6 protein-coding genes, 2 tRNA genes and 2 rRNA genes are annotated in these 13,520 nt (G+C 45.4%); 7 read left to right on the forward strand and 3 right to left on the reverse strand.

Annotated elements, in window-relative coordinates:
* Positions 1-99: 99 nt before the first annotated feature.
* The 3 genes from hpf to OCV30_RS03055 all read right to left on the reverse strand — a co-directional run bounded on the left by hpf (position 100) and on the right by OCV30_RS03055 (position 3,169).
* Complete coding sequence (gene hpf / locus OCV30_RS03045) at positions 100-435, reverse strand: ribosome hibernation-promoting factor, HPF/YfiA family (protein ID WP_004735034.1); 336 nt, start codon at positions 433-435, stop codon at positions 100-102.
* A gap of 424 nt (positions 436-859) precedes the next feature.
* Positions 860-2,284 carry an MltF family protein gene (locus OCV30_RS03050; protein WP_338115250.1) on the reverse strand — a complete coding sequence of 475 codons (1,425 nt, stop codon included), beginning with the start codon at positions 2,282-2,284 and terminating at the stop codon, positions 860-862.
* A 156-nt stretch (positions 2,285-2,440) separates the two neighbouring features.
* On the reverse strand, positions 2,441-3,169 hold the full coding sequence (locus OCV30_RS03055; RefSeq protein WP_065680290.1) for an outer membrane protein assembly factor BamD: 729 nt from the start codon (positions 3,167-3,169) through the stop codon (positions 2,441-2,443).
* A gap of 137 nt (positions 3,170-3,306) precedes the next feature.
* Between OCV30_RS03055 and rluD the strand changes: the two genes are divergently transcribed.
* From rluD to OCV30_RS03090, 7 genes are all read left to right on the forward strand, one after another.
* On the forward strand, positions 3,307-4,281 hold the full coding sequence (gene rluD / locus OCV30_RS03060) for a 23S rRNA pseudouridine(1911/1915/1917) synthase RluD (protein ID WP_009848467.1): 975 nt from the start codon (positions 3,307-3,309) through the stop codon (positions 4,279-4,281).
* An 8-nt stretch (positions 4,282-4,289) separates the two neighbouring features.
* Positions 4,290-5,024 (forward strand): peptidoglycan editing factor PgeF, encoded by a 735-nt coding sequence (gene pgeF, locus OCV30_RS03065; protein ID WP_065680289.1) that lies wholly within the window; start codon positions 4,290-4,292, stop codon positions 5,022-5,024.
* Between the two features lie 142 nt (positions 5,025-5,166).
* Positions 5,167-7,740 carry an ATP-dependent chaperone ClpB gene (clpB, locus tag OCV30_RS03070; RefSeq protein ID WP_065680288.1) on the forward strand — a complete coding sequence of 858 codons (2,574 nt, stop codon included), beginning with the start codon at positions 5,167-5,169 and terminating at the stop codon, positions 7,738-7,740.
* Positions 7,741-8,317: 577 nt separating this feature from the next.
* Positions 8,318-9,872 (forward strand): 16S ribosomal RNA (locus OCV30_RS03075).
* Positions 9,873-9,939: 67 nt separating this feature from the next.
* A tRNA-Ile gene (locus OCV30_RS03080) sits at positions 9,940-10,016 on the forward strand.
* A gap of 21 nt (positions 10,017-10,037) precedes the next feature.
* Positions 10,038-10,113 (forward strand) — tRNA-Ala (locus tag OCV30_RS03085).
* 347 nt (positions 10,114-10,460) lie between these two features.
* Positions 10,461-13,353: ribosomal RNA gene (locus OCV30_RS03090) — 23S ribosomal RNA — on the forward strand.
* The 16S and 23S rRNA genes sit together here with 2 tRNA genes alongside, the layout of an rRNA operon.
* Positions 13,354-13,520 lie beyond the last annotated feature (167 nt).

Consider the following 13,520-nt stretch of genomic DNA (forward strand, 5'->3'; position numbering starts at 1 on the left):
TTGTTTTATGAATGTTTAAACACAATAAGCAAGCGAGCTACGAGCGTCAAGCAAAAAAATAGCGCCCTGAGGCGCTATTTTTTAATCTGTCATATTTCCTTATTCTACTTCAGCTTCTAGCTCTTCGATTTCAGGCTTTTCAGCGCGGCGTGCTTCTGGTTTATGGCGCAGCTTGTTGAGTTGACGCTCTAGTTTTTGTTCTACTTCGTTGATAGCTACGTAGAGGTCGTCATGAATTGATGAAGCAACAAGTTGGCCTTTTGGTACCGTTAGAACGGCTTCAAATTTTTTCTTTTTATTTGGTTCTTCGCTAAAGCTCGCTTGGCAGCCAATGATGTCTACTTGCCATTTATCCAGCTTCTTAAATTTGCTTTCTATGTGATCACGGATTGCAGAGGTAATGTCGATATTTTTACCAGTGATGTTCATTTTCATAGAAGTTTTCCTCTGTTGTATCCCTCATGGGTTAACTTCAGATTACGACTTTTAGGAATAAAGAATGTGATCTAGATCTTGTTTTGGTTGGGTGGGATAAGCATTAAAATCAAATGTGATCTCACGCAAGTCTTGATATCTTTTTGTCGAAAAATACTTGTTATCCCTATGAAAAACGATAAGTTGGAGACAAGGCTTCGCTAAAAATTAAACCAGTTTTTAGGGGCGGACTACAGCCTATAGAAAGTGCTTGATTGAAATTTACTCAATAGTGTTTTGTGATATAGGTATCATTATGTAGCTCTCTACGTAAGCTTCTTCAGAATTAGATAAACAAAAGCCGCATAAGTTTTCTTGTGCGGCTTTTATGTTTTTAACCTTATCTAACACCTTTGTTCCTCAAGCTCTGATGTTGAGGGGGAAGTTAATCGTTAGTGTTCAGTAATCTCGCTGTACCGTCCTCTCGGATGGCATTGATTGCTTGCAATTGTTTGTAAATGACGAAGTAACGATTGATGTTGGCGACATAGGTTACGGGTTCTTTACTCACGTACTTACGAGTGATGATTTCCACGTTTTTAAACCAGATATTTGGGTTATAACCCTTCTTTTTAGCAATGTACCGCATCTTTCTTATCTTAGCGGGGCCTGCATTGTAAGAAGCTAAAGTGAAGTAGATTTGATTGTCAGGCGATATCGCTGGATCGTCAAAATATCGGTCTTTGATAAAGCGCATATATTTCACACCAGCATGGATGTTGTTATCCACCTTATGTATGTTTTTTATATTGACGTTTTTGTCTTTGGCGGTACTTGGCAACACCTGCATTACACCGATGGCGCCGCGGTGAGAAACCCTGCTTTGATCAAGTCCAGACTCTTGGAAACCTTGAGCTGACATCATCAAAGGGTCGAATTCGTATTCATTCGAATATTTTTCAAAGACATCTGCCAGTTTTGCCACTCGGTCTACTTTATTTGGGTTGAGTGCTCGTCCTAACCAACGAGTGTTGTCGATGTATTTATTATAGATAACGTTCCCAAGTAGAGTTCCTGTTCGTGCGGTCTTTACGTATTTGTTGATCTCTTTCTTTAGCTGAGGGCTGTCTTTTCTCAGTGCCCAAGCAATTTGACCATTTTCACGCAGCGGCAACTCAGTGTGTACCTGAATGTTTTCCATAACATCGAGCCAGAGCTTAGCTTTGTGGCTATCTAGAACTGTACCTTGTATATAACCCTGATTAACCAGTTCTATCAGTTCGTAGTCTTGCAATGATTCTTCGATAAAGTGGACATGCAGTGGTGGTAAACCTAGTGCGTTAAGCTCTTTGTTGACTCTTTGAACACTCTCGAAGTAACTCGAGCTAGCTCGGATCCAGACCTCTTGACCACTCAATTGTTTGATTTCGGTGATAGGGGGAGAATTTTTTCCGGTGATAATCAGTTCTTTCCCATCTTTGATCATTGGATCGGAAAAATCGATGACACTTAATCGCTTGTCGGTGATCGTTAGGTTGGCGACAGCGACATCACCGTAACCAGATTCTAACGAGGGGAGTAGATCATCTCGTTGCACGGGGATGATTTGAACGTTGAGGTAGGGGTGCTTCTTACGAAGACTTTTCTCAAAGTGGTAGAGCATTTCTGCCACAATACCTTTTGGCTTGCCATCTTCTATGTAGTAAAAGCCCAGATCAGCCGAAACCAATACTCTCACTGTTCCTTTTGTTTTGAGTACATCTAAGTCTCCCATGTAAGGTTGATTGCTCAATGGGGACAGTTCTAATGCGTTGGAAAGTTGGCTAAATAACCCGATCCAGATAAATAATAACATCCTGCTCACATCCACACTCCATGTTGATGTTTTGTTAAAAGTTATCTATTGAAGATACTGCTTATGTTCCCATTCATCAAGTTTACCAGACGAAGTTCAAAAAAATCGCGCTAACAAATTAGCGCGATTTTGAAGTGATTGTTTTAGTTAACGACGAGCGTGATTCGCTGACTAAGGCAGTGGATTGAGCTCGATTAACTTTTCTGTTCGTAACACTGCGTCTTCTAAGCCTAGTTGTTCATAAGCTTCTAATTGAATGTCTAAAGACTTACGTGCAGCAATGGTGTCAGGGTAAGTCTTCTGCAACTCTTGTGTTCTGTTTATAGCTGCAATCCAAGCTTCACGACGCAGGTAGAAATCAGCGGTTGCTAAGTCATACTCCGCGAGGCGGTTTTTCAGTGCGAACATGCGTTTTTGTGCATCTTCAGCGTATGGGCTTGCAGGGAAACGTTCTAACAGTCGTTTGAAATCAGCAAATGCAAGTTTCACTGGCTCTGGATCTCGGTCGCTACGATCGATATTAAAAATATCATGCATGAAGTTTCGGTCTTGTGCCATATGCGTTAAACCGCGCATGTAAAGAACCCAATCTTGTTTCTCATGAGTTGGGTTTAAACGTAGGAATCGCGAAATAGTCGCAAGGCCAAGCGCCAAGTCATCATTTTTGTAGTAAGCGTAAATCAGATCCAGTTGTACTTGTTCAGAATAGGCGCCGAATGGGTAACGTGAGTCTAAGGCTTCTAGCTTTTCGATTACAGAAAGCCAGCTACCACTCTGCAGTGATTCTTGGGCGTCAGAGTAAAGAACCGATGGCGGTACATCCGGTACTATTTCTTCACTACTTGAACAACCAACTAAGAGTGATACGGCTAATAGACCCGTTAAAGTAAGGTGTTTCATGTCAGGCGTCGATTCCTTGAATTAAATATTTCGTAAGCTTCCGTTACTTTCTAACCAGTAACAGATACAATGATGCAATTATTCTATTTTATCCATACTAATGGGTATTAGTCTCACGGTTTTTAAAAAAGTTCGATATGGCTCAGCAGATAACATTAACAGACACAGTAAAAAGCAGCCAGTTAGGTCAACGTTTAGACCAAGCTGTCGCTGAACTATTTACCGATTTTTCTCGCTCTCGTATTAAAGAGTGGCTTCTTGACGGCAAAATCCAAGTGGATGGCGAAGTTATCACTAAACCGCGCACCATAGTTTTGGGCGGTGAAGCGATCATCTTACAAGCAGAGCTTGCGGATGAAGAGCGCTGGGAAGCACAAGATATTCCGTTAGACATTGTCTATGAAGATGATGATTTATTGGTTATCAATAAACCTCGCGATCTGGTTGTACACCCAGGTGCAGGTACGCCGGATGGAACCATACTAAACGCATTGCTTTTCCATTACCCTCAGATTGCTGAAGTACCTCGTGCGGGTATTGTGCACCGTCTGGATAAAGACACAACTGGTCTTATGGTTGTGGCTAAAACGGTTCCAGCTCAAACTCGCCTTGTACGAGCTCTTGCTAAACGTCGTATTACTCGTGAATATGAAGCAATTGCTATTGGTAAAATGACCGCTGGTGGTGTGGTTGAGAAAGGCATTAGCCGTCATGCAACTAAGCGTACGTTAATGGACGTTAATGAATTGGGTAAGCCTGCGGTAACTCACTACCGTGTTGCTGAGCACTTCCGCGAACATACTCGTATTCGTCTGCGCCTAGAAACGGGTCGTACTCACCAAATCCGTGTTCACATGTCATACCTTCAGCACCCGCTGTTAGGTGATATTGCGTACGGTGGTCGTGCTCGTATTCCAAAAGGTGCATCTGAAGAGCTAACGACAATGATTCGTTCTTTTGATCGCCAAGCGTTACACGCGGTTATGCTGAAGTTTGTTCACCCGATTACTGGTGAAGAAGTAGAGTTCCACGCACCTGTGCCAAATGACATGGTTGTGATGGCTGAAGCGTTGCGTGTTGATGCTCGCGAAAACATAGAAGACGACATTTAATCGTGTCAATGATCATCCCTGACTGGAATGCACCAAAAAACGTGAAAGCATTTGCTTCGACTCGTTTTGATGGTTGTTCTACAGGTGCTTATCAAGGATTAAACCTTGGTATGCATGTTGGGGATGATGCTTTACTTGTTGAAAGTAATCGAACATGGCTAAAGCAACAATCTAAGATGCCCACGGCTCCGGTATGGCTAAATCAAACTCACTCAACGGATGTCGTTACGGTTTTAGAACCTGTGGCGAATGTGCTTGATGCGGATGGTGCATTTACCACTGCAAAGGGTGTTGTGTGTTCTGCGATGACAGCCGATTGCTTACCGGTCATCCTTACCGATACCAAAGGCACTCAAGTTGCTGCCGTTCATGCGGGTTGGCGTGGTCTTGCTGGTGGCATTCTTGAAAATGCCGTCGCAAAGTTTTCAAACCTAGATTCAGATAACCAGATAATTGCTTGGCTTGGTCCTGCTATTGGTAAAGATGCGTTTGAGGTGGGCAACGATGTGTTGGACGCTTTTGTTCGTTTTGACCCTCAAGCGAAATTAGCATTTAAAGCTAAATCTGAACCTGGCAAGTGGTTAGCAAACATGTCTCAACTTGCGACTCAACGACTAATGAACGTTGGCGTGACTTCGGTGACAGATTCGAATCTATGTACATATGCAGATTCGGATGCTTTCTATTCTTATCGTCGTGATGGTATTACTGGGCGTCAGGCGACATTTATTTGGTTAGAGTAACCTCTAACTAGCACAACTACTCATCCAGTTCATTTATATTTTCATATCAGCTCTATTCTTCATCCTTATCCCTTGAAAATCTGCGTTACCGTATCCATCTTCTAACCATAAGATAAACATATCTAAGAGTAGGAAGGTTGGCATGCGTCTCGATCGATTCACTAGTAAATTCCAAATTGCGATATCTGATGCTCAGTCGCTCGCATTAGGTCGTGATCACCAATATATAGAACCTGTACACCTAATGGTGTCTTTGCTTAATCAAGGTGGCAGTGCGATTCGTCCATTGCTCACTATGCTGAATATTGACGTTGTTCAATTGCGTTCTAAATTGAGCGAAATATTAGACCGAGTCCCAAAAGTAAGCGGTATCGGTGGTGATGTTCAGCTCTCTAATGCAATGGGAACGCTATTCAACCTATGTGACAAGGTCGCGCAAAAGCGTCAAGACAGTTACATATCTTCAGAAGTATTCCTACTCGCTGCAATAGAAGACAAAGGACCTCTAGGTAACTTACTTAAAGAGTTAGGCCTTACTGAGCAAAAACTATCTCAAGCTATCGAGCAAGTTCGCGGTGGTCAAAAGGTTGATGACCCGAATGCGGAAGATAGACGCCAAGCTTTAGAGAAGTTCACCATTGATCTGACCGAGCGAGCTGAGCAAGGCAAGCTAGATCCTGTGATTGGTCGTGATGATGAAATTCGTCGCACGATTCAAGTCCTTCAACGTCGTACTAAGAACAACCCTGTCATTATCGGTCAACCCGGTGTGGGTAAAACCGCGATTGTCGAAGGTTTGGCTCAGCGTATTATCAATAATGAAGTTCCTGAAGGCTTAAGAGGCCGACGAGTGCTTTCATTGGATATGGGCTCATTAGTAGCAGGTGCTAAATATCGTGGTGAATTCGAAGAGCGTCTAAAATCAGTGCTTAATGAATTATCGAAAGAAGAAGGCAATGTCATTCTCTTTATCGATGAAATTCATACTATGGTCGGCGCAGGTAAAGGCGAAGGCTCTATGGATGCGGGTAACATGCTGAAACCAGCATTAGCTCGTGGTGAACTGCATTGTGTCGGCGCAACAACGCTCGATGAATACCGACAATATATAGAGAAAGACCCGGCTTTAGAGCGTCGATTCCAAAAAGTGATCGTGGATGAACCCACTGTTGAAGACACGGTAGCGATTCTTCGTGGTTTGAAAGAACGTTATGAGCTTCACCACCATGTAGAAATTACCGATCCTGCTATCGTAGCGGCGGCAACGTTATCTCACCGATACGTTTCAGATCGTCAGTTACCAGATAAGGCGATTGATCTCATTGATGAAGCGGCTTCGAGTATTCGAATGCAGATAGATTCAAAGCCCGAGTCATTGGATAAGTTAGAACGCAAAATCATTCAGTTGAAGATCGAACAGCAAGCTCTGACCAATGAAAATGATGAGGCCAGTGAAAAGAGGCTTCGTACGTTACAAAGCGAACTTTCTGAGAAAGAACGCGATTTCGCTGAGCTTGAAGAAGTTTGGAACGCTGAAAAAGCGGCGCTGTCTGGTACGCAACATATTAAATCAGAGCTAGAACAAGCTCGAATGGATATGGATTTTGCACGACGTGCTGGTGACCTTAACCGTATGTCTGAATTGCAATATGGTCGAATCCCAGAATTGGAGAAGCAGTTAGATCTCGCGACTCAAGCTGAAATGCAAGAAATGACCTTATTACGTAATAAGGTGACCGACGCTGAGATCGCCGATGTTCTTTCAAAGCAAACCGGTATTCCTGTTTCTAAAATGCTAGAAGCAGAAAAGGAGAAGCTTCTGAAAATGGAAGGTGTTCTTCATAAGCGGGTTATCGGTCAAGCGGAAGCGGTCGAAGTGGTATCCAATGCGATTCGTCGTAGCCGTGCTGGTTTGTCTGATCCGAATAAGCCGATTGGTTCGTTCTTGTTCTTAGGGCCAACAGGTGTCGGTAAAACCGAACTGTGTAAAACATTAGCGAACTTTATGTTTGATAGTGAAGATGCGATGGTGCGTATCGATATGTCTGAGTTTATGGAAAAACATTCTGTCGCTCGTTTAGTTGGTGCGCCCCCTGGTTATGTGGGTTATGAAGAAGGTGGGTACTTAACCGAAGCTGTTCGTCGAAAACCTTATTCTGTCATTCTGCTTGATGAGGTAGAGAAAGCTCACCCAGATGTTTTCAATATTCTATTGCAGGTTTTAGATGATGGACGATTAACTGACGGACAAGGTCGCACGGTCGATTTTAGAAATACCGTGGTAATCATGACATCGAACCTAGGTTCAACTCGTATTCAAGAGAACTTTAATACATTGGATTACCAAGGCATTAAAAATGAGGTTATGGAAGTTGTGGGTAAACATTTCCGACCTGAGTTTTTGAATCGAGTTGATGAAAGCGTGGTGTTCCATCCATTAGGCCAAGAGCACATTGAGTCAATTGCCGCTATTCAGCTTGATCATTTGAAAATGCGAATGGAAGACAATGGTTATGAGCTTGAAGTATCGGATAAAGCACTGAGGCTGATTTCTCAAGTCGGTTTTGATCCTGTATATGGTGCGAGGCCTCTTAAAAGAGCAATTCAGCAGAGTGTTGAGAACCCATTAGCGAAAGCGATACTTGCGGGGAAAATCAATCCGGATAAGAAAGTGCAGCTATTAGTGAATAACGACCGAATTATTGCTCACCAATAATCAAGGTAAGAACGATAGGTACGATTAGTCGAAATTAAGACGCAATCGTACCTATTTTGAACGTTTTGAGTGAATAGTGTCCGAACGATCGCCTGTGGCGATTTTTTTCTGTTTTTGGTCTTGTGTAAAGGGGGATTCTCTCTATAATGCGCCTCCGTTGCTAGGGATAACCAAGCGGTTTGAAGTAAGTAACGAGACGACATTAAGCATTTAAGATGCTTTGAAAAATTAGCTGGGAAAAGTGTTTGACACTGGAATCCAATTCGCTAGAATGGCCGTCCACTTAGAGAGACTCCTTCCTAAAAGGAACGCTCAATAAGTAAAGCTCTTTAACAATTTAAACCTATCAATCTGTGTGGGCACTCGTTGATGAATATCAAAACGTTTTATCTTCCCTTTTTATTAAGAGAAGTAAAACAGATTCTTCGGAATCAACTTTGGTTTCAATGAACTGAGTGACCAATCAAGTCTTAGGGCTTGGCACAGTCAATTCATTATCTTTCTGTTGGAAAGATAATAGCTTTAGAATTACTTTTTGTAGTTTTGAAGTCAGTATTCATTGAGCCGACAAAATCTTAAATTGAAGAGTTTGATCATGGCTCAGATTGAACGCTGGCGGCAGGCCTAACACATGCAAGTCGAGCGGAAACGACAATACTGAATCTTCGGAGGATTTGTTGGGCGTCGAGCGGCGGACGGGTGAGTAATGCCTAGGAAATTGCCTTGATGTGGGGGATAACCATTGGAAACGATGGCTAATACCGCATAATGCCTACGGGCCAAAGAGGGGGACCTTCGGGCCTCTCGCGTCAAGATATGCCTAGGTGGGATTAGCTAGTTGGTGAGGTAATGGCTCACCAAGGCGACGATCCCTAGCTGGTCTGAGAGGATGATCAGCCACACTGGAACTGAGACACGGTCCAGACTCCTACGGGAGGCAGCAGTGGGGAATATTGCACAATGGGCGAAAGCCTGATGCAGCCATGCCGCGTGTATGAAGAAGGCCTTCGGGTTGTAAAGTACTTTCAGTTGTGAGGAAGGGTGTGTAGTTAATAGCTGCACATCTTGACGTTAGCAACAGAAGAAGCACCGGCTAACTCCGTGCCAGCAGCCGCGGTAATACGGAGGGTGCGAGCGTTAATCGGAATTACTGGGCGTAAAGCGCATGCAGGTGGTTCATTAAGTCAGATGTGAAAGCCCGGGGCTCAACCTCGGAACTGCATTTGAAACTGGTGAACTAGAGTGCTGTAGAGGGGGGTAGAATTTCAGGTGTAGCGGTGAAATGCGTAGAGATCTGAAGGAATACCAGTGGCGAAGGCGGCCCCCTGGACAGACACTGACACTCAGATGCGAAAGCGTGGGGAGCAAACAGGATTAGATACCCTGGTAGTCCACGCCGTAAACGATGTCTACTTGGAGGTTGTGGCCTTGAGCCGTGGCTTTCGGAGCTAACGCGTTAAGTAGACCGCCTGGGGAGTACGGTCGCAAGATTAAAACTCAAATGAATTGACGGGGGCCCGCACAAGCGGTGGAGCATGTGGTTTAATTCGATGCAACGCGAAGAACCTTACCTACTCTTGACATCCAGAGAAGCCAGCGGAGACGCAGGTGTGCCTTCGGGAGCTCTGAGACAGGTGCTGCATGGCTGTCGTCAGCTCGTGTTGTGAAATGTTGGGTTAAGTCCCGCAACGAGCGCAACCCTTATCCTTGTTTGCCAGCGAGTAATGTCGGGAACTCCAGGGAGACTGCCGGTGATAAACCGGAGGAAGGTGGGGACGACGTCAAGTCATCATGGCCCTTACGAGTAGGGCTACACACGTGCTACAATGGCGCATACAGAGGGCAGCAAGCTAGCGATAGTGAGCGAATCCCAAAAAGTGCGTCGTAGTCCGGATTGGAGTCTGCAACTCGACTCCATGAAGTCGGAATCGCTAGTAATCGTGAATCAGAATGTCACGGTGAATACGTTCCCGGGCCTTGTACACACCGCCCGTCACACCATGGGAGTGGGCTGCAAAAGAAGTGGGTAGTTTAACCTTTCGGGGAGGACGCTCACCACTTTGTGGTTCATGACTGGGGTGAAGTCGTAACAAGGTAGCCCTAGGGGAACCTGGGGCTGGATCACCTCCTTATACGAAGATATTTACGATGAGTGTCCACACAGATTGATTAGGTTTAGAAAGTAAAAGAGACGATATTGGGTCTGTAGCTCAGCTGGTTAGAGCGCTCGCCTGATAAGCGGGAGGTCGGTGGTTCGAGTCCACTCAGACCCACCAATATCGATTAGAAACAAAGATGGGGCTATAGCTCAGCTGGGAGAGCGCCTGCCTTGCACGCAGGAGGTCTGCGGTTCGATCCCGCATAGCTCCACCATCTTTAAGTGTTTTTATCTGAAAATATTTAAAAATGGTTTCGAAAGCTTTATTGCTAACGAAAGCAAGCTCTTTAACAATTTGGAAAGCTGACTGATTGATTACTTACGAGTAATTCAATCAAATTTAAAAGTTCTCAATGTTTATCTTTCATTAGATAAACACAACAAACACATTCAAGTGTCTTGTATTCGAATCAATGTTTACATTGATTCACAATTGAGTCCGGCAAACAGTCATTGAGAATTAACCCTTCTTGATGACAACCAAAAACCTTGGTTAGTTGCCATACTAGTTTGTTTTCACTTTTCAAAAGTGAAAGCAAATAGAGACCCTTTCGGGTTGTATGGTTAAGTGACTAAGCGTACACGGTGGATGCCTTGGCAGTCAGAGGCGATGAAAGGCGTAATAACTTGCGATAAGCCCAGATTAGGTAGTAATAACCTTTTGAGTCTGGGATTCCTGAATGGGGAAACCCACTTGCATAAGCAAGTATCCTGTTGTGAATACATAGCAACAGGAGGCAAACCGGGGGAACTGAAACATCTAAGTACCCCGAGGAAGAGAAATCAACCGAGATTCCGAAAGTAGCGGCGAGCGAAATTGGATTAGCCCTTAAGCTTTTAATGATGCAGGTGAAGAGTCTGGAAAGTCTCGCAATAAAGGGTGATAGCCCCGTAACCGACACATCATAATCAGTGAAAACGAGTAGGGCGGGACACGTGATATCCTGTCTGAATATGGGGGGACCATCCTCCAAGGCTAAATACTACTGACTGACCGATAGTGAACCAGTACCGTGAGGGAAAGGCGAAAAGAACCCCTGTGAGGGGAGTGAAATAGAACCTGAAACCGTGTACGTACAAGCAGTAGGAGCACCTTCGTGGTGTGACTGCGTACCTTTTGTATAATGGGTCAGCGACTTAATTTTAGTAGCAAGGTTAACCGTTTAGGGGAGCCGTAGGGAAACCGAGTCTTAACTGGGCGTACAGTTGCTAGGATTAGACCCGAAACCAGGTGATCTAGCCATGGGCAGGTTGAAGGTTGAGTAACATCAACTGGAGGACCGAACCGACTAATGTTGAAAAATTAGCGGATGACTTGTGGCTAGGGGTGAAAGGCCAATCAAACCTGGAGATAGCTGGTTCTCCCCGAAAGCTATTTAGGTAGCGCCTCGGACGAATACTACTGGGGGTAGAGCACTGTTAAGGCTAGGGGGTCATCCCGACTTACCAACCCTTTGCAAACTCCGAATACCAGTAAGTACTATCCGGGAGACACACGGCGGGTGCTAACGTCCGTCGTGGAGAGGGAAACAACCCAGACCGCCAGCTAAGGTCCCAAAGTATAGCTAAGTGGGAAACGATGTGGGAAGGCTCAGACAGCCAGGATGTTGGCTTAGAAGCAGCCATCATTTAAAGAAAGCGTAATAGCTCACTGGTCGAGTCGGCCTGCGCGGAAGATGTAACGGGGCTAAGCTATACACCGAAGCTGCGGCTACGTACCTTAGGGTATGTGGGGTAGGGGAGCGTTCTGTAAGCCGTTGAAGGTGGTCTGTAAGGGCTGCTGGAGGTATCAGAAGTGCGAATGCTGACATGAGTAACGATAAAGGGAGTGAAAAACTCCCTCGCCGGAAGACCAAGGGTTCCTGTCCAACGTTAATCGGGGCAGGGTAAGTCGACTCCTAAGGCGAGGCCGAAAGGCGTAGTCGATGGGAAACGGGTTAATATTCCCGTACTTCTTACAATTGCGATGGGGGGACGGAGAAGGCTAGGTGGGCCTGGCGACGGTTGTCCAGGTTCAAGTACGTAGGCGGAAAGTTTAGGTAAATCCGGACTTTCTTAACGCTGAGATACGATGTCGAGCTACTACGGTAGTGAAGTCATTGATGCCATGCTTCCAGGAAAAGCCTCTAAGCTTCAGATTGTAAGGAATCGTACCCCAAACCGACACAGGTGGTCGGGTAGAGAATACCAAGGCGCTTGAGAGAACTCGGGTGAAGGAACTAGGCAAAATGGTACCGTAACTTCGGGAGAAGGTACGCTCTTATCAGTGAAGTCCCTTGCGGATGGAGCAGACGAGAGTCGCAGATACCAGGTGGCTGCAACTGTTTATTAAAAACACAGCACTGTGCAAAATCGTAAGATGACGTATACGGTGTGACGCCTGCCCGGTGCCGGAAGGTTAATTGATGGGGTTAGACTTCGGTCGAAGCTCTTGATCGAAGCCCCGGTAAACGGCGGCCGTAACTATAACGGTCCTAAGGTAGCGAAATTCCTTGTCGGGTAAGTTCCGACCTGCACGAATGGCGTAATGATGGCCACGCTGTCTCCACCCGAGACTCAGTGAAATTGAAATCGCTGTGAAGATGCAGTGTACCCGCGGCTAGACGGAAAGACCCCGTGAACCTTTACTACAGCTTGGCACTGAACATTGAACCTACATGTGTAGGATAGGTGGGAGACTTTGAAACCGCGTCGCTAGATGTGGTGGAGTCGTCCTTGAAATACCACCCTTGTAGTTTTGATGTTCTAACGTTGGTCCCTGAATCGGGATTACGGACAGTGCCTGGTGGGTAGTTTGACTGGGGCGGTCTCCTCCCAAAGAGTAACGGAGGAGCACGAAGGTGGGCTAAACACGGTTGGACATCGTGTGGTTAGTGCAATGGCATAAGCCCGCTTGACTGCGAGAATGACAATTCGAGCAGGTGCGAAAGCAGGTCATAGTGATCCGGTGGTTCTGAATGGAAGGGCCATCGCTCAACGGATAAAAGGTACTCCGGGGATAACAGGCTGATACCGCCCAAGAGTTCATATCGACGGCGGTGTTTGGCACCTCGATGTCGGCTCATCACATCCTGGGGCTGAAGTCGGTCCCAAGGGTATGGCTGTTCGCCATTTAAAGTGGTACGCGAGCTGGGTTTAGAACGTCGTGAGACAGTTCGGTCCCTATCTGCCGTGGGCGTTGGAAAATTGAAAGGGGCTGCTCCTAGTACGAGAGGACCGGAGTGGACGAACCTCTGGTGTTCGGGTTGTCATGCCAATGGCATTGCCCGGTAGCTAAGTTCGGAATCGATAACCGCTGAAAGCATCTAAGCGGGAAGCGAGCCTTGAGATGAGTTTTCCCTGACGCTATAAGCGTCCTAAAGGGTTGTCGTAGACTACGACGTTGATAGGCAGGGTGTGTAAGTGCTGCGAGGCATTGAGCTAACCTGTACTAATTGCCCGTGAGGCTTAACCATACAACACCCAAGGGGTTTTGTGGACTCAAAACTATTTGTCTCCGTTTTTTAAAAGCAGAAACAAAGTACAAACGCTTGAATGAGTTTGAAGAGATACTTTTATAGCTCTATTAAATAGAGAAGCAGTTTTCCAGATTATTTTGCCTTCAGTTTTTAAAAACTGAAAG

Origin of the sequence: Vibrio atlanticus, assembly GCF_024347315.1 — a bacterium.
GTDB classification, from domain to species: Bacteria; Pseudomonadota; Gammaproteobacteria; order Enterobacterales; family Vibrionaceae; genus Vibrio; species Vibrio atlanticus.

What these genes read in the sequence shown, in the direction of transcription:
- pgeF (WP_065680289.1), top strand. Translation starts at nt 4,290, where the DNA reads ATGATCATCCCTGACTGGAATGCACCAAAAAACGTGAAAGCATTTGCT.
- hpf (WP_004735034.1), bottom strand. Translation starts at nt 435, where the DNA reads ATGAAAATGAACATCACTGGTAAAAATATCGACATTACCTCTGCAATC.
- clpB (WP_065680288.1), top strand. Translation starts at nt 5,167, where the DNA reads ATGCGTCTCGATCGATTCACTAGTAAATTCCAAATTGCGATATCTGAT.
- rluD (WP_009848467.1), top strand. Translation starts at nt 3,307, where the DNA reads ATGGCTCAGCAGATAACATTAACAGACACAGTAAAAAGCAGCCAGTTA.
- OCV30_RS03055 (WP_065680290.1), bottom strand. Translation starts at nt 3,169, where the DNA reads ATGAAACACCTTACTTTAACGGGTCTATTAGCCGTATCACTCTTAGTT.